The 17,325-nt window shown below is 65.4% G+C and carries 13 protein-coding genes; 5 read left to right on the forward strand and 8 right to left on the reverse strand.

The annotated features are described in order from the left end of the window. Positions 1–35: 35 nt before the first annotated feature. Genes acpA through JMF82_RS19480 form a run of 3 tightly spaced genes read right to left on the reverse strand, consistent with a single transcriptional unit; the run spans position 36 to position 4,855 of the window. On the reverse strand, positions 36–1,718 hold the full coding sequence (acpA, locus tag JMF82_RS19470) for an acid phosphatase (RefSeq protein ID WP_201316189.1): 1,683 nt from the start codon (positions 1,716–1,718) through the stop codon (positions 36–38). Further along, positions 1,715–3,286 (reverse strand): peptidase S10, encoded by a 1,572-nt coding sequence (locus JMF82_RS19475; RefSeq protein ID WP_201316190.1) that lies wholly within the window; start codon positions 3,284–3,286, stop codon positions 1,715–1,717. The genes acpA and JMF82_RS19475 overlap by 4 nt, the downstream gene beginning before the upstream one ends. 27 nt (positions 3,287–3,313) lie before the next feature. Continuing rightward, positions 3,314–4,855: a peptidase S10 gene (locus tag JMF82_RS19480; protein WP_201316191.1), complete on the reverse strand. Its 1,542-nt coding sequence runs from the start codon at positions 4,853–4,855 to the stop codon at positions 3,314–3,316. A gap of 239 nt (positions 4,856–5,094) precedes the next feature. Here JMF82_RS19480 and JMF82_RS19485 point away from each other — a divergent pair, with 239 nt between their 5' ends. After that, on the forward strand, positions 5,095–5,553 hold the full coding sequence (locus tag JMF82_RS19485; RefSeq protein ID WP_236585589.1) for a hypothetical protein: 459 nt from the start codon (positions 5,095–5,097) through the stop codon (positions 5,551–5,553). A gap of 37 nt (positions 5,554–5,590) precedes the next feature. On the opposite strand, the gene JMF82_RS19490 is transcribed toward JMF82_RS19485, so the two are convergent. Further along, complete coding sequence (locus tag JMF82_RS19490) at positions 5,591–7,219, reverse strand: MASE1 domain-containing protein (RefSeq protein ID WP_236585590.1); 1,629 nt, start codon at positions 7,217–7,219, stop codon at positions 5,591–5,593. A 273-nt stretch (positions 7,220–7,492) separates the two neighbouring features. Next, complete coding sequence (locus JMF82_RS19495) at positions 7,493–8,002, reverse strand: Lrp/AsnC family transcriptional regulator (RefSeq protein WP_201316193.1); 510 nt, start codon at positions 8,000–8,002, stop codon at positions 7,493–7,495. 109 nt (positions 8,003–8,111) lie between these two features. Between JMF82_RS19495 and JMF82_RS19500 the strand changes: the two genes are divergently transcribed. The 3 genes from JMF82_RS19500 to JMF82_RS19510 are packed head-to-tail and all read left to right on the forward strand — an operon-like array spanning position 8,112 to position 10,028. Then, a complete protein-coding gene (locus tag JMF82_RS19500; protein WP_201316194.1) occupies positions 8,112–9,026 on the forward strand; it encodes an EamA family transporter in 915 nt (304 codons plus the stop codon). A 4-nt stretch (positions 9,027–9,030) separates the two neighbouring features. Then, positions 9,031–9,327, forward strand: coding sequence for a cupin domain-containing protein (locus tag JMF82_RS19505; protein WP_236585591.1), 297 nt, complete (start codon positions 9,031–9,033; stop codon positions 9,325–9,327). A gap of 17 nt (positions 9,328–9,344) precedes the next feature. Next, on the forward strand, positions 9,345–10,028 hold the full coding sequence (locus JMF82_RS19510) for a glutathione S-transferase family protein (RefSeq protein WP_201316196.1): 684 nt from the start codon (positions 9,345–9,347) through the stop codon (positions 10,026–10,028). Here the strand turns inward: JMF82_RS19510 and JMF82_RS19515 are convergent, their stop codons facing one another. From JMF82_RS19515 to ubiE, 3 genes are all read right to left on the reverse strand, one after another. Continuing rightward, on the reverse strand, positions 10,029–10,688 hold the full coding sequence (locus tag JMF82_RS19515) for a Pr6Pr family membrane protein (RefSeq protein WP_201316197.1): 660 nt from the start codon (positions 10,686–10,688) through the stop codon (positions 10,029–10,031). 19 nt (positions 10,689–10,707) lie between these two features. Further along, complete coding sequence (locus JMF82_RS19520) at positions 10,708–11,346, reverse strand: TMEM175 family protein (RefSeq protein ID WP_201316198.1); 639 nt, start codon at positions 11,344–11,346, stop codon at positions 10,708–10,710. Between the two features lie 85 nt (positions 11,347–11,431). Further along, entirely contained in the window at positions 11,432–12,184 is a 753-nt protein-coding gene (gene ubiE, locus JMF82_RS19525; protein WP_201316199.1) for a bifunctional demethylmenaquinone methyltransferase/2-methoxy-6-polyprenyl-1,4-benzoquinol methylase UbiE, read from the reverse strand. A 1,499-nt stretch (positions 12,185–13,683) separates the two neighbouring features. On the opposite strand from ubiE, the gene JMF82_RS19530 reads away from it, so the two are divergent. After that, positions 13,684–16,839: an efflux RND transporter permease subunit gene (locus tag JMF82_RS19530; RefSeq protein ID WP_201316200.1), complete on the forward strand. Its 3,156-nt coding sequence runs from the start codon at positions 13,684–13,686 to the stop codon at positions 16,837–16,839. Positions 16,840–17,325: the final 486 nt, after the last annotated feature.

Genomic DNA, 17,325 nt, shown 5'->3' on the forward strand with positions numbered 1-17,325 from the left:
AGTGATAGCGCACCCAGTGCGCTATCAATCCCGCCTCAGGCCTCAAACACCAAGGCGTTGGTCAAATCCCCCGGCGCCGGCCCGCCCGCCGCCACCATCGCCTGCTCGCGCAGCGCCAGGCCCGGCAGCTTCTCCAGCCCGAAGCGCCGCGTGAGGAAACGCGCGATGGAGCCGGTGTCGTAGATCGTGTGGTCCACGTGCCCTTTCTTTGCGAAGGGCGACACGATGATCGCCGGAATGCGCGAGCCCGGCCCCCAGCGATCGCCCTTGGGTGGCGCCACGTGGTCCCACCAGCCGCCGTTCTCGTCCACCGTGATGATCACCAGCGTGTGCGGCCACGCCGGCGATTTCTGCAGCGCGTCGACGATGGCCATGATGTGCCGGTCGCCCGCGTCCACGTCGGAGTAGCCCGCGTGCATGTTGAGATCGCCCTGCGGTTTGTAGAAGCTCACCGCCGGCAGCTTGTCCGCCGCGATGTCCGCGAGGAAATGGTTGGTCTGCGCCGTCTCGCCCACGCCCGCATCGCGCAGGTGCTTCGCGCGTGCCTCGGTGCCCGGAGCGAAACTCTTGAAGTAGTTGAGCGGCTGGTGGTGGTACTGGAAATTCGGCCGCTGCGGAAACTGCTTCTCGTCGCCGTCACCCTTGCCCTCGAGCGCCAGCTGCCACGCACCGGCGTACCAGGCCCACTCGACGCCCGCGGCGGAAAGCACGTCGCCGATCGTCTTGTGCTCCTGGGCCGGCAAGGTATTGGGGCTGTCCTCGTCGGCCAGCAGCGCATCGCGACCCGATTGCGTCGCGCTTGGCGCGTACGGCGGCGACATCGTGTTCACCGCGTAGAAGTCCGGCGTGAGCGAGCTGTGCGAAGCGAACTTCGGCTTGCCGTCCATCGCGCTGCGCGGGGAATCCTCGGCGAGCTTGAGGCGGATGTCGGTGGTTTCGCCGCTCTCGGTCACGGCGATGTTGAAACGCGCGGGGCTCTGGTCCGCGCCCGGGTAATACGGCGGTTGTGCCGCCACGAGGTATTGGTGGTTGAGGAACGAGCCGCCGAACGCGCCCATGAAGAAGTTGTCGCACAACGTGTACTGGCGCGCGAGCTGCCACAGGCGCAGGTTCGCCGCGCTGTCGTCGTAATAGCCCATGACCATCGCGCCGGTGTCGCCCCAGGCGACGAATCCGTCGTTGCGACCGCTATTGATCTGCCGCTGGTTCTCGTAGAAGCGATGCACCAGGTCGCGCGTCACCACGCCGTGCGGCAGCGGCTCGCCATCGCCGGTGCGCAATGCCCACGGTGCGTTCGGCAGGCCCTTCAGGTCGTTTTCCATCACCTGGTAGCTGCGGTGGTTCACCACCTGCTTGTGCGGCGCCAGGCCGTGCCATACCGGTGGCAGCGTCTTCAGCAGCGCGCCGTCGCGATCGCGCTGCTGGTAGTCGGCCGGCTTCAGCGCGCCCAGCGGCTTCTCGACGCCCGGAAAATTGGCGAACAGGTTGTTGAAGCTGCGGTTCTCGGCGTAGATCACCACCACGCGCTGGATGTGTTGGCGCAGCGCGGCATCCAGCGGGGTACTGCCGATGGCGGCCTTGTTTGCGGCGCCGGCCACGGTCGGCGCACCGCCGACGGCGAGCGCGGCGCCTGCCGCCGCGAGGCCGCCCAATAGGCGGCGTCGCGACGGGTCCTGCGGTTGTTCGTCCGCGTCGTCGAAGGGCGGTTGCCGGCTCACGGCGCCGCGTCGTCGTAGAAGCGCGACAGGTCCGCCTTGCTCTGCTGCAGCGACTGCTGGTCGATGTAGATCATGTGGCCCGACGGATAGAAGCCGTAGGTGATGTTCTTGCGCTCCGCCGGTTCCAGGCCCAGGTGCGAGAGATCGAACTCGGTGGCATAGAACGGCGTGGCGAGGTCGTAGTAACCGTTGGCCGAGAACACTTTCAGGTGCGGGTTGCGGCGCATCGCGTCGCCCAGGTCGTCACCCACGTAGGTGGCCTGCAGCCAGCCGCCGTTCTTCTTGCGCTTCCAGTCCCAGTTCTTGCCGATGGCGGCATAGTTGTTGGGCAGGTAGGGGCGATCCTCGGTGAACTTCAGCTCGGTGGCCACGTACTGGTTGAACGTCGCCACGAACGCGCCGGTGATGGCGTCGCTGGCGGTATCCCCGTCGGGCGTTTCGCCGGCGGCATCCGGATCGATGCCCTGGAAACGGCCATCCAGACGTCCGACGGTCACTCGCTGGTCACGCAGCAGCTCCTTGCGGAAGCGGCTGGGGCCGACGCGCAGGTTCGCTTCCTTGATGTATTGCGGGGAAAGGCCGAGATAACGGCTCATCTGGTTGGCGACGCGATCGGCTTCGGCAGGGTCGATGCCATCGCCCTTGGACAACGCCAGCGTGTACTCGCCCGAAGCAAAGCGACGCACCTCGGCGAGGAACGCGCCGATGTCGGCCGGCTTGTTCGGCACCTTGTTGTGGTACCACGCGATCGCCGCCTCGGTGGGCAGGTTCACGATGTAACCGTGATCGATGCCGGGCGCGGCCACGGTGAAGTCGAGGATGGACGACATCAGCACCACGCCGTTGAACTCCATGCCCTTTTCCTGCAGCGACTTCACCAGCACCGCCGAGCGCGTGGTGCCGTAGCTTTCGCCGAACAGGAACTTGGGCGAGTTCCAGCGGTTGTTGGTGCTCACCCAGCGGGAGATGAAGCGGGTGAACGCATCGGCATCCTGGTCCACGCCCCACACGTCCTTGCCTTCGGTCTTGCCGACCAGCTGCGAGTAGCCCGTGCCCGGCGCGTCGATGAAGACCAGGTCACTCTTGTCGAGCAGGCTGTATTCGTTGGGCACGAAGCGATACGGTGCCGGCGGGATCGGCTTGTCGCCGTCGTTCGCCACGCGTACCGGGCCGTACGAGCCCATGTGCAGCCACATCGACGACGAACCCGGCCCGCCGTTGTAGAAGAAAGTCACCGGGCGCTTGCCACCCTTGCCGCCGTCGGCGGTGTAGGCGACGTAGAAGAAGCTCACCGTCGGCTTGCCCTTGTCGTCGCGGATCAGCATGCGGCCGGCGGTAGCCTGGTAACTGATGCTGCGGTTGCCCACTCGCACGCTGTGCCTGGTCACCACGGTGCGATCGGCCGGCGTGGGCTGTTCGTCGGACTTGTCGCTCTTGTCCTTGTCTTTGTCACCCTTGTCCGACTGCGCCTTGGGCGCGTCCTTGGTCTCATCGGCGGCGTGCAGCGGCAGGCTGCCCAGGGCCAGCAGCGTGGCGAGGGCGAGCGAGGCGAGTGGCATGTGGCGCATGGAAGGCATCTCCGGTACGGCGTGGAATCAGGAGTGGTTGGTGTCGTCGTAGTAGCGGGCCAGGTCACCCTTGAGCTGCCGCAACGCCTCGGTATTGAGATAGACCATGTGACCCGAGGGGTAGTACAGGAAGTGCACATTGCCGCGCAGCGACGGCTCCAGGTTCATGTGCGAGAGGTCGTACTCGGTGATGAAGAACGGCGTGGCGAAATCGTAGTAGCCGTTCACCGACAGCACCTGCAGGTGCGGATTGGTACGGATGGCATGCGCGAGGTCGCCGGCCACGTACGCGGTCTGCAGCGGGCGCTTGATGCCGGCGGCCTGGTGTTTCCAGTCCCAGTCCTTGCCGATGTCGCCGAAGGTGGGGCGATAGTCCAGGTCGGAGTGGTAGTTGAGCTGGGCGCTGATGTAGTCGTGGAACGCGGTGATGAAGGCGCCGCTGATGCCGGTATCGGAGGCGTCGTAGCCTGGCACCTCGCCGGCGGCATCCTCGTCCACGCCTTCGAAGCGCGCGTCGAAGCGGCCGATGGTGCGGCGTTCGTTGCGCAGCAGCTCCTTGCGGAAGCGCGCCGGTTCGATGCGCAGGTTCGCTTCCTTCACGTACTGCGGCGAAAGGCCGGTGAACGCGGCGAGCTGGCGCGCCAGGGCATCGGCTTCCCCGGCCGGGAGATCCTGGCCCTTGGCCAGCGCCGTCGCATAGGGGCCACGCGCAAACGCGCGCACCTGGTCGAGGTAGGTCTTGAGATCGGCCGGCTTGTTGGCGAGCTTGTTGTGGTACCACGCGGCAGCGGCGTAGCTGGGCACGTAGCCGATGTACATCTCGTCGTAACCCGGCATGCGCACGCCGTAGTTGAGGATCGAGGACATCAGGATCACGCCGTTGAAGGCCATGCCCTTGTCCTGCAGCGCGTCCACCAGCGCGCCCGAGCGCGTGGTGCCGTAGCTCTCGCCATAAAGGAATTTGGGCGAGTTCCAGCGGTTGTTGATCGTCACGTAGCGCTGGATGGCGCGGCTGAAGGCCGACACGTCCTGGTCAACGCCCCAGAAATCCTTGCCTTCGGCCTTGCCCACCGGCCGCGAGTAGCCGGCGCCCACCGCATCGATGAAGACCAGGTCGGTCTTGTCCAGCAGGCTGTCGCTGTTGGGCACCAGCTTGTACGGGGCGGGGTCGGTGGCCGCGGGGCTGGCGGTCTCGATGCGCACCGGGCCGAACGAGCCCATGTGCAGCCACATGCTGGAGGAGCCCGGGCCGCCGTTGTAGAGGAAGGTGACGGGGCGCTTTTCCGGCTTGCCGGTGTCCACGGTGTAGGCCACGTAGAACACGCTGGCCTGCGGCTCGCCCTTCTCGTCGCGGATGATCAGGTTGCCTGCCGTGGCGGTGTAAGCCACCGAGCGGCCGCCGACGGTCACGCTGTGCTTCGTGCGTACCGCGTTTTCGGTGGTGGGAGCCTTGACGTCCTCATCTTTGCCGGCCTCCTTCTTGTCGGTCGGCGCGTCCTTGGCCAGCAACGGATAACAGGGCGAAAAGGCAACGCTGCTGGCAAGCAGCAGGGACATGAGGCGACGCATGGTGCTCCCCGGATGGCGGCTGAATCGATATAACTGGCCTGGGAGTATGCGTAACGCCGTCGCGGGGCGACCGTGACAAAAGTACTGGTCGGGCCGCGGGCGCCGCGCGGCATCCGTGCGGCCGTGCGCATTAAGTGGCCAGATTCAGGGCCATATTCCATAACGGGACGCGGCCTGGTGCTACAGTCCCGAGGCGCCACGAGGGCGTTACCGCCAAAAATCGAGAAAGGGGAATGACCATGTCAAACACACGTCTGCGTAGTGTCGCGCTTGCGGCGTTGCTCTTTGCCGGCGCCGCGGGCCCGGCCCTGGCTGCACAGCCGGCGGCTTCCGGCCTTGGCCAGGCGTGGCCGAACACCACGGATGTAAGCCCGAGCCCGAACTGGCACGCCTACGTCTTCACGATGGGCGGGGTGAAGTACATCCAGGTGAATGACGCCAACGGCAATGTGATCGGCGCCGTGGGCACCTCGAACGGCCAGTTCATCACTCTGCCGATCGGCGCCTTCTCGCAGCTGGTGTCGACCCCGCAGCAGCCCTCTGCCGTTGCCCCGACCGCCCAGCCGGCGACCGCGCCGACCACGGTGTACAACGACACCTCCGTCCAGGTCACCGCTACCCCGCAGACCGACGGCACCGTGCAGCTGATGGCGACGTCGACGTGCGACCCGATTCAGTGCAGCACCCGCGCTCAGTAATTGCTCGGCTGATGGAACCCTGGCAGCGTTGAAGCTGCTAGGGTTGCTCGGGGTCGTACAGCAATACGCTGATGCAACGCCCGTTGGTGATCAGGTGTTCGCGGGCCCGTCCTTCGAAGGTCGCCGCGCGATCTTCGATGGCCGGCCAGCCCAAGCCAGTGGCCGTACGCAGTACGCGAGGCAGCAATTCGTCCCAGCGCACGTCGCTCAAACGACCTGCGTGCGCGCTGAGGTTCACCCTCACCACGGTCCAGCGGCGCTCATTCCGATGCCCGCAACGCACTTGAACGCGGATGTCGCTGATGTCGCGGCGCGCGCAACCATCCGCGACGGCTTCGCAAACCAACCGATAGATGGCCAGTTGGATGGTTCCGGACAGCAGGCTCACCGGACCGCGCAGGTCGCACCAGTACGACATGCCTGATTCCTCGAGCACGCGCGCGATGGGACCTTCACGCAGGACGGCCGGAAGGCCACGCTCGCGGGTTACTGGGCACAAGCTGTCGGCAAGGCGGTAGAGCTGGTCCTGGGCCACCAGGGCTTGGCGACGATAGCTACGGTCGTCGATGACTGGCGCAACGTTTCGCAGCCGGCCCAGCATCATGTTGTAGACCGAGTGTACGGACTCGCGGACCTGCTCCAATGCCTGCGAGGTCATATGCAACTGCACTTCGCCCATGTGTACGTTGCGTTGGGCCAGGGCCAGTGCCAAGCGCAAATCGGTGCGTTCCTGCTGGGCCTGCTGATTCAGCGCGCCAATGCGTGCACCGACAATCAGCATGGTGGAGATGATGAAGGCGATGAACACCTGTGCGTTCAACGTATCGTGGTCGAACAGGCGCGGCATCAGGGCCACGACTGCCAGGCTTGCCAGCGTCCCGCCCACGGCCGCGCCCTGCCAGCCGTAGCGCAGCGTCAGCCACAGCACCGGCAGGAACATCATCATTTGAGCGAGCTGACGCGTATTGGCGGTAGATGACGCGTTGAGTCCCAGCGCGATCAGGAAGGCAAGCGTCGGGATCAAGACGAAGACGCACTCAAGGGCGAGGTGGCTCTTGATGAAGCGGGTGCCCAGTTGTCGCCAACTGCTCTCCTGCAGAACCTCGCGGATGACCAGCACGAAAGGCAATACTGTCAGGATGCCCACGTAGCTGCCCAGCAGCCACTGGCCAGCCAGAAAGCCGTAGTGCAAAGGGGGGTAATCGGGAGGGAGCTTGGCGGTTGATACCAGCAGGAGACTGCCGCCGGTCTTGACCAGGGCGACGAGCAAGGCGCCGAACAGAAGGACGCCCATGTTGATGGTCGTGCGCGTGGGGAACACGCGCCAATACTCGCGGCACGCATATACGACGGGCGTGATCCATGCGCTGGACAGCAGCACGTTACAGATCGACCAGGTCAGACCGAGCTGGTCGAGGCAGGTGACGCTGATGTATCCCAGAGACACCATGTCGCCCACGACAAGCGCTGCCCAGTAGCGATAGGGCACGAGCAGCAGCGCGGCCATGTGCAATCCGGCCAGCAATACCCAGTGAGAGAACGATAGTTCTCGGGCGAGCGAGACGAGCACGGCGTAGGCAGCAGCCACCGCAGCCTGGCGCAGCCATAACGCCATCCCTGTTCCCTTTTGCATATCCAACCCCCGCTGGATGGAGCGTCCCTTCACGATCGCCGCTCCTGCCGACCGAACAGAATGGGGCCCCCCGAGTCGTCGGCCTGCCCCCCAAAGCACACAACATCCTAACCCAATTGAAGCGCAGCTACCTGCGCAAGAGGTTGCGCGGCCTGAGTTTGCCGCGCCGATCGACCTCGGGCTGGCGATGTCCTGCATCGACAAGCAAGGCAATAACTGTGCCTCTCGACGAGGTCAGCTTTTGGATATGTGATGAGATTCACATAAGTTGCGTGGTCGGCTCCGCGTTCCGCCGGCGGAGCTCGCTCACTCGTCCAGAAAGGTCCTCGCCGCGTTCCACATCGCTCGCGTGAGCGGACGGTTCTCGTGCGGCGTCTGCAGGACCACCAGGGTGGTGGTGCTGATGCTCGAGTGGATCTTCAGCAGGCGGTCGAGCACCGCTTCCAGGTGGGGGATGGACATCGCCACCACGCGGAGCAGGGCGGAGTCCTCGCCGGCCAGGCGGCGGCAGTCGAGCACCTCGGGAATATCAGCGACCAGCACGCCCACGCGTGCGCAGATACCGCCGTCGCACCGCAGCCGGATCATCGCATCGATCTCGTAACCCAGCTTGCGCGGATTCACCGCGGCCCGATAACCGGCGATGACGCCTGCTTCCTCCATCCGCTTCACCCGCTCGGCCACGGCTGGCGCCGACAGCTTCACCTTGCGCCCGAGCTCCGCGTAGCCGAGCCGCGCGTCCTGTTGCAGGGCCTCCAACAACAACCAATCGGTGGCGTCCCAAATAGGTTTCGATTCAAAGGTCGCTGCGTTCATGGACATTTTGATCGTTGGCGAAACAACGTCATCGTACGCTGATTCATCATTCATGCGCAGCATGGTCCGCCTTACGATGCGCACGTTTCCCTCCACCGGAATCCTCCCCATGCAGATCCAGGAACGCCTGGACGGGCGTGCCCTTGCCTATATCGGCGTCGCCCTCGTCACCTGGTCGTCGGCCTACGCCGCGATTGCCTACGCGCTGGCCTCCTTCACGCCCGGCGAGGTGGCGCTGGCACGCCTCGCCATCGGCTCGCTCTGTTTTGCCGTGCTGCTGGCGGTAAAGCGGGTACCCCTGCCGGCCAGGCGTGACTGGCTGCCGCTGACCATGCTGGGCGTGATCGGCCTCAGCGTGTACCACTTGTGCCTCAATACGGCCGAAACCCGGGTAGCCAGCGGTACGGCCGCCATCCTGATTTCCCTGGTGCCGGCGACCACGGCGGCGCTGTCGGCGATCTGGCTGCGCGAACGGCTGTCGCCGCGCACGCTCACCGGCCTGGCGGTTGCCCTCGTCGGCGTGATTCTGGTGGTCCTCACCAGCGGCAAGGACGTGAAGATCGAGCCCATGGCCGCGCTGGTGCTGGTGAGCGTGGTGGCGTGCGCCATCTTTTTCGTGGGGCAGAAGCCCTACTTTGCCCGCAGCGGCATGCTGGGCGTCACCGCCTTTACCTTCTTCGCCGGCACGCTGGGTACGCTGCCGTTCGGGCTGGGCCTGCCGCATGCGCTGGCCAACGCGCCCCCGTCGCATATCGGCGCGCTGCTGTGGCTGGGCATGGCGCCCACTTTCGTCGGTTACATCGCCTGGAATGCCGCCCTGCACCGCGCATCGGCTTCGCAGGTGAGCAGCTTCATCTACTTTTCGCCGCCGATTGCGGTGCTGATCGGTTGGGTGTGGCTGGGCGAGCGTCCGACCTTGCTGACCCTGCTGGGCGGCGCGATTACCGTGGGCGGCGTGGTGCTGGCCAATGCGCGCCGTCGCGGGGCCCCGGTACGGGTCGGTACGCCGGCCAAGCAGAGCTGACGCCGTGAAACCCCATCATTTGGCCGGGCTCGCCAGCCAGTTGCCCGACGCATGGTCATCGCGCGTACTTGCCCAGTTCGGCGATGCCCGCCTGAAGGTGTTGCGCATGGACGATGCCGCCTATCCGGAGGAAAGCCATGACTATGCCGAAGGCCTGCTGGTGATCGAGGGCGAGCTGCGCCTGCGGCTGGACGGGCAGGCCTTGCGCGTCGGCACCGGCGAACTGTGCATCGTGCCGCCGGGCGTGCCGCACAGTGTGGAGGAGGGCAGTCGGGGTACGCTGCTGATCCTCGACACCTGACCTGAGGCTGCCTGGCCGTGCCCACGCTCTACATCGCCAACAAGAGCTACTCGTCGTGGTCGTTGCGCCCCTGGGTACTGATGAGTGAGCTGGGCATTCCGTTCGAGGAAGCCCTGGTGCCGTTTGGCGCAGGACCCGCGGGAAACACGTTCCGCACCTTTTCACCCAGTGGCCGCGTGCCGTGCCTGCACGACGGCAACGCCGTGGTGTGGGATTCGCTGGCCATCGCCGAATACCTCGCCGATGATCATCCAGCCGTCTGGCCGTCCGACCGGGTGGCGCGAGCCTGGGCACGCAGTGCGTCGGCGGAAATGCACTCGGGCTTTGCCGCGCTTCGCAGCCAGTGCGGCATGATCTGCGGCCTCCGGATCCGCCTCCACGAGATCGGCGCGGCATTGAAGGCCGACATCGATCGCATCGGCGAGCTCTGGTGCGAAGGCCTGGATCGCTTCGGCGGCCCGTTCCTGGCCGGCAACACGTTCACGGCCGTGGATGCCTTCTTCGCCCCGGTGGCGTTCCGTGTGCAGACCTACGGATTGGCATTGCCTGATCCGGCCGCCGCCTATGTCGAGCGTTTGCTGGCGCTGCCGTCCATGCGCCGCTGGTACGACGCATCGCTGGCGGAGAGCTGGCGTGAAGACAAGTACGAGCGGGAAACCCTGTGCTACGGCGAGCTCATCGATGATTTCCGCACCGCCTGATCAAGCCGTGGGAAGTGCCGCGGCGAGCTGGCGGCGAGCCTGCCAGCGACCCAGCGCCACCAGCACGAGCGCGATGGCGATGAAAGCCATCAGCACCACGATGGCGTTGAGCAGCACGTACCCGTAGCCGAGCGCCTTCACGTCAAGGAACGGATAGGGATACCAGCCGTCCGCTGCGCCGCGCAGCATGACGTACAAGAAATAACCCGCAGGATAGCTCTGCCACACGAGCACGTGCGACCACCGCAGGGCCTGCTTGGGCACGGCGAGCCACCAGTAAAGCAGGTACAGCGGCGGCATGATGTCATGCACGATCATGTCGGCGAGCAGCAAACCGCCGGTCGGGTGCCACAGCTGGCGCAGCATCAGGTTGTAGATCAGGCTCACGATGGCGATGCTCATCGCGATGGCCGTCTGCACACCCGGGCGCAGGAAGAAGCGCACCACGGGCCCATGACCCGGCCCGAGCGCGGCGGCCGCCAGCGCTTTCGCCACCAGCATGTTGGTCAGGATGGTGTAGAAGCCCAGATACAGCCACACGCCCGCGAGCGCATCCTCGCCCTTGGCCTGCATGATGCGTATGGAGTACCACAACTGCAGCACCAGCCCGAACCACCCCAGCAGGGAGCCGAAGGCGGCAAGCGGGCGGCAGCGTGGCATGGGCGCTTCCAACGTGGCTTCAGGATTGCGCCGGCACGACCTGCAAGCGCAGCGCGCGCCGACGACCGAGGCCAGCATACGCGCGTACCAGCACGGGAATGCCCAGCAGCAGGAAATTGTTCCACCCCGGCACGAACCAAGCGGCCACCAGAGACATCGCCGCGGCGGTCGGCAGGCCCAGCGATCGCCAGCGCGTGGCGGCGATGTCTTCCGGTGAAATCCCTGGCCTGACGAAGGGCGGCTGCAAAGCCCGCGCGAACAACATCCGCTGCAGCAGGCCGGCTGCCAGCAAGGTGCTCGCGTAGAACAGCTCGGGCACGCGAGCCAGCGCATTGGAACTCATCAGCGCCGTGGCGAAAGGCATGAAGGCCACCACCATCAGCAGCAGCATGTTCGGCCACATGATGCCCGGGCTGTAATCGGCCAGCATGCCGAACACGCGGTGATGCGCCACCCACAGCGCGCCGATCACCAGGAAGCTCAGCATGAAGCCCATGAAGCTCGGCTGCAGCGCCAGCAGCGCCTGCCAGTACGCCTGGTCGTCCCATGTATCGAGGTGTGGCACATGGACCTCGATGATCAGCAGCGTGATCGCGATGGCGAACACGGCGTCGGAGAAAAACGTCAGTCGTTCGAGTTGCGAAGCGTTCGTGCTCATGGCCTTCCCTGGGTGCGGTGACCCGGTCATGCTCCGGAAAGCAGCGAAGGCTGTCCAGTCGGCCGCCAACCGCCCGCAGGGATGATCAGAACTTGTAGCCGCGGTGGATCGCGACGATGCCGTTGCTCAGGTTGCGCACGTCCACGCGACCGAAGCCGGCGCGTTCCATCATGCCCTTGAGCGTTTCCTGGTCCGGATGCTTGCGGATCGATTCGGCCAGGTACTGGTAGCTGTCGGCGTCACCGGCGAACAGCTGGCCGAGCTTGGGCAGCACCTTGAACGAGTGGAAGTCGTAGAGCTTGCTGAACAGATCGCTCTGCACGCGCGAGAACTCCAGCACCAGGGCGCGGCCGCCCGGTTTGAGCACGCGGCAGATGTCCGCCAGCGCCTTGTCCTTGTCGGTGACGTTGCGCAGGCCAAAGGCCATCGTCACGGCATCAAAGCTGTTGTCCGGGAACGGCAGGCATTCCGCGTTGAGCTGCGCCCAGCGCAGCCCCGAGACCAGGCCGCGGTCGGTGAGCCGGTCGCGCCCCACGCCGAGCATCGCGGCATTGATGTCGCCCACCACGATCTCGCCCTCGGCACCCACCACCGGCTTCAACAGCGCGGCGATGTCGCCGGTGCCGCCCGCCAGGTCCAGTACCCGGTCACCACGACGCACGCCGCTGACCGCCACGAAGTGGCGCTTCCACAGGCGATGGATGCCGAACGACATGAGGTCGTTCATCAGGTCGTAGTTGCTGGCGACGGAGGTGAATACCTGGCCGACGAGCTTTTGCTTTTCGGCGACGGGGACGTCGCGAAAGCCGAAGTGGGTGGTTTGGGGCTGTTCGTTCATCTGGCAATGGTAGCCGATTGGGGGGTGGGGCTCACTGATGCGGTGGCTGTCGAGGGCGTAGCCAACATCGCCAGCCCTTTGTGGGAGCGCACCCCGTGCGCGACAGCGCTTTCGCGCCGGTCTGCGCATTCGTTCTTCAGGCACGCAGCTGGCGATGCCTTGGTTGCCGTCTTCCGCGACCTGGCTCGCCTGCGACCGAAGCGAGTCCCCATGAGGCCGCGGGCTTCCGGGTCACTTCCTCCCCACGTGACGTTCGTTCCCTTGTAGGAGCGCACCCAGTGCGCGACCGCCTTTCGCGCCGGTCTGCATGTTCGTCGTTTCGATGCATGAAGATTTCCGATGCTGTCGTTGCCGGGCTTCTGCGACCGGGCTCGCCTGCGGCGTGCTTCCGGCCTCCTGCCGGAGGCCGGGTCACTTTCTCTTGCTTGCCCAAGAGAAAGTAACCAAAGAGAACGGCACCCCGCGTGGCGCTGGCCGGGCCTGCGGCCCAGCCAGTCCGTGAGGGGCGGCCGGGCTTTTCGACCGGGCTCCTGCCCGGACGAAAAGTGCCCGACATCCGTGTCGGGCACCCCTGCGGGGCCTGATCGACCACCCCTCACCGCCCCACAGGGGTTGGTTGAAGGCTCGTGCCGCTGCGCGGCACATCGCATCGCGATACCAGTGGCTGCGGTTCGTTGTGGGAGCGCACCTTGTGCGCGACCGCGGACTGGCAGGGTTGCCTCGATTCGCGATGGTCGCGACGACGCAAGGCCAAGGTGCGTTGCAACGTTACGGTCGCGCACAGGGTGCGCTCCTACAGAGGTAGGAAGGAACTTCGCGAGCACCCACCCCTCACCCCAGCCCTCTCCCCGGAGGGGAGAGGGAGAAAGGGCGGCGGTGCGGCGCGAATAGATCCCCTCACGGCTCAACGACGTTGCCTTGAGTCCTCTTCGCCTCGGCGCGTGGCGGTGTAGCGGCTCCGTTCGAGGTAGTAACGAGCCCATCCCGGCTGGCCTCGGTCGTCCGACGCTCCTATCCCACGCACTGCCATGAGCCTTGGCTCTCAAGGCCATTTTCTTTGGGTTACTTTTCTTTTGGGCCAGCAAAAGAAAAGTGACTCGAGCGTCCCACGGGACTAGCTTCGCGTCGCCGGCAGGGGATCGAAACGCCCGCCGCGTAGGCGGCACTCTTGCAGAAGCGGAGCTACCGAAGGCAACACCCGGGCTCAAACAAAAGCCACAGCCATGCAGCCCACCGCAAAAGGCTGTCGCGCACAGGGTGCGCTCCTACAGGGGAGCGGGCTGGGCAGGAGGCCCTCTGCGGAGCCCAAAAACAAGCAAATCGGCACCCCATGCCTTTCGGCATGGACCGACTTCAGGCACATTCTTTCGACCCGCCCCCGCAGTCCAATATGGAAGCATGACGGCCCCTTACGCCCGCCTTGCGCGGAACGTATGCCTTGGCTACTGGTCTGCCAGGGTGGCGGGTGAGCGCGGCCCCTTACCGGTACGGAAACCTCAGTGAACATCTTCGCTCCATTGATCAAACGCCCTGTGGGCACCTCGCTGCTGGCGCTGGGATTGCTGCTGGCTGGCGTCTTTGCCTACCGGCTGCTGGGTGTGGCGGCGTTGCCATCGCTGGAATTCCCGGGCGTGTACATCGTGGCGCAGATGCCGGGCGCGAGTGCGCAGACCATGGCGTCCACCGTGCTGGCGCCGCTGGAGCGCCACATCGGCCGCATTCCCGGCATCGACGACATGTACGGCAACGCCACCGAAGGCAGCGCGGCGATCCAGGTGCGTTTCACCTTCGACCGCACCGCCGACAAGGCCGCACGCGACGTGCAGGCGGCCATCAATGCGGCGCAGGCCGACCTTCCGGTGATGCCGAGCCCGCCGCAGTATTTCAAGTTCGATACCTCGCAGTTCCCCATCCTGCTGGTATCGCTGACTTCGACCGGCCTGCCGCAGGACAAGCTCTACGACCTCACCGACACGCTGCTGAAGCCCGCCGTGGCGCAGATTCCGGGCGTCGCGCAGGTGCAGGTGTTCGGTGGCACACCGCATGCCGTGCGCGTGGAGCTGGATATCAACGCACTCGCCGCGAAGGGCCTCACGGCAAACGACGTGCGCAATGCGCTGATCGCGGCCAACGTCACCTCCCCGCAGGGCATTCTCACCGACGGCCAGACGCAGATGACCGTCACGGCCAATGACGGGCTCACCGAAGCCTCCGACTTCGCCAACCTGCTGGTCGCCACCAAGAACGGCGCGCCGGTGCGCCTGTCCGATGTGGCCAAGGTGGTCAGCGGCCAGCAGGACATCTACCAGGGCGCCTGGTTCAACAGCCAGAGCACGGTGGCGATGCAGATCAGCAAGCGCCCCGAGGCGAATGCGGTCGAAACGGTGGACGAGATCCGCAGGCGCCTGCCGGAGCTGCGCGCATGGATGCCGGCCGACGTGCAGATCACGCCGATCTTCGACCTCACGCAGACCACCAAGTCGGCGCTGCATGAAGTCCAGGTCGCGCTGCTGATCAGTATCGTGATGGTGGTGATGGTGATGCTGGTGTTCCTGCGCCGCCTGCGCCCCACCCTGATCGCGTCGCTCAGCGTGCCGCTGTCGCTGGCCGGCGCCTTCGTGGTGATGCTCGCGCTGGGTTATACGCTCAACACGCTGTCGCTGGTGGCGCTGGTGCTGTGCATCGGCTTCGTGGTCGACGACGCCATCGTGGTGATCGAGAACATCGTGCGCCACATGGAAAAGGGCGAGCCGCCGTTGCAGGCCGCACTGATCGGCGTGCGCGAGATCGGCTTTACCGTGGTATCGATCACGCTGTCGCTGGTGGCGGTGTTCGCGCCGCTGCTGTTCGGCAACAACATGCTGATCATGCTGCTGCGCGAGTTCTCGGTGACGCTCGCGGTAGCCGTGGTGATCTCGGCGATCGTCTCGCTCACGCTCACGCCCGCGCTGTGCGGCCGGCTTCTCAAGCATGAGGAACCGGGCGAGCACGTGCCTGGGCGCTTGGAAGCGGCGATGGAGCGCTTCGACCGCAAGTTCCACCGCGCCTATGAGCGTGCGCTCGACTGGGCCATGCACCATCGCCGCCTGATGCGTTGGCAGCCGCTGCTGTTGCTGATCCTCACGTTCGCGCTCGGCTGGGGCGTGGTGGCCACGGCCGGCGGCAATTTCATGCCGGAGGAAGACATCGGCATGATCGAGGGCGACATCCGCGCGGATGCCAACATTTCGCCCACCATGATGGCCACGCAGGTGCAGAACGTCGCCAAGATCATGGAACACGACCCGGCCGTGCTGGACGTGCTTACCATTCTCGGCGGCAACGACGGCAACGGCGCCGTGGGCAACATGGGCACCATGTTCGTCGACCTGAAGCCGCGTGGCAGCGGCCCGAATGATCGCCATGATCCGGTGAAGGTGGTGGTCGATCGCCTGTCCAAGCAATACAACGCCATGCCCGGCGTGCGCGTCTCGCTGAGCCCGATGCAGTTCCTCGGCGGCGGTGGCAGCGGCGACAAGGGCGCGCAGTACGAATTCCAGCTGATCGGCACCAACGGCGAAGACCTGCAGCCGTGGACGCTGAAGATGGTGCAGCAGTTGCGCAAGATGAAGGAAATGCGCGACGTCGGCAGCAACTTCGACCTCGTCGGCAAGCAGCAGATGCTGAAGGTGGATCGCGAATCGGCCAGCCGCCTGCTGGTGAGCATGGGCGATGTCGATACCGCGCTGCTCAACTCCTTCGGCCAACGCCAGGTGTCGGTGATCTATTCGGACATCAACCAGTACTGGGTGGTGCTCACCTCCAGTTCGGCCACGTCGCTGAGCCCGGATGCGCTGCTCAACATCCGCGTGCGCAACGCGAAGGGCGAGATGATCCCGCTGTCCGCGCTGGCGCACATCGAGCCGAACATGAGCCCGATGCGCATACGCCATCACAACCAGCTGGAAGCCTCCACCATCAGCTACAACCTGGCCAAGGACATCACCCAGGACATCGGCGTGAAGCTGGTGGAGAACGCGGGCATCGCGGTCGGCTTGCCGGAAGGCGTGCGCATCGAATTCACCGGCCAGAACCAGCGCCTGCAACAGGCCAAGTCCAACGGCATGGTGCTGCTGATCGGCGCGATCGTGGCGATGTACATCGTGCTTGGCATTCTCTACGAGAGTCTTGGCCACCCGCTGACCATCCTCTCCACGCTGCCTGCCGCCGGCATGGGCGCGTTCCTCGCCATGCTGGTGACGCAGACGCAGCTCACGCTGATGGCGATCATCGCGATCCTGATGCTGATCGGCATCGTGAAGAAGAATGCGATCCTGATGGTGGACTTTGCGCTGGTGGCGCAGCGCGAGCGAGGATTGTCACCGCCGGATGCGATTCGCGAAGCGGCGCTGGTGCGCTTTCGCCCGATCACCATGACCACCCTGGTGGCGATGGGCGCGGCGCTGCCGCTGGCCATCGGCTTCGGCGTCGGCTCGGAGATGCGCCAGCCGCTGGGCGTGGCCATCGTGGGCGGCCTGCTGGTGTCGCAGTTGCTGACGTTGCTGAGCACGCCGGCGATTTATCTGTGGAATCATGATCGCAAGATCCGCAAGGAAGCGCGTCGCGCGAAGCGCGCGGCCAAGCGCGCGCTGAAGACGCAAACGGCGGCGGGTTAACCCGCCCCGCCCCCCCTGTAGGAGCGCACCCTGTGCGCGACAGCCTTTCGCGCCGGTCTGCACGTCTATTGCTCTTGTGAAAGCGGGCTATGCCTTCGGTAGCCCCGCTGCCGCGAGCATGCCGCCTACGCGGCGGGCGTTTCGATCCCCTGCCGGCGCTCGAGTCACTTTTCTTTTGCTGGCCCAAAAGAAAAGTAACCCAAAGAAAATGGCCTTCAGAGCCAAGGCTCATTGCAGTACGAGGGATAGGAGCGTCGGACGACCGAGGCCAGCCGTGATGCGCTTGTTACTACCTCGAACGGAGCCGCTATACCGCCACGCGCCGACGCGAAGAGGACTTAAAGCCACTTCGCTGAGCCGTGATGCAGTCTATGGGGCACCACGCACTTTCCCCCTCTCCCCTTTGGGGCACGCGGGGAGCGGCCATGGATGGCCGCGGCTTTGAGGAGCGAGGAGAGGGCTGGGGTGAGGGGCGGGGCTCGCGAA

The sequence above is a fragment of the Dyella sp. EPa41 genome (assembly GCF_016586165.1).
Taxonomy (GTDB): domain Bacteria; phylum Pseudomonadota; class Gammaproteobacteria; order Xanthomonadales; family Rhodanobacteraceae; genus Dyella.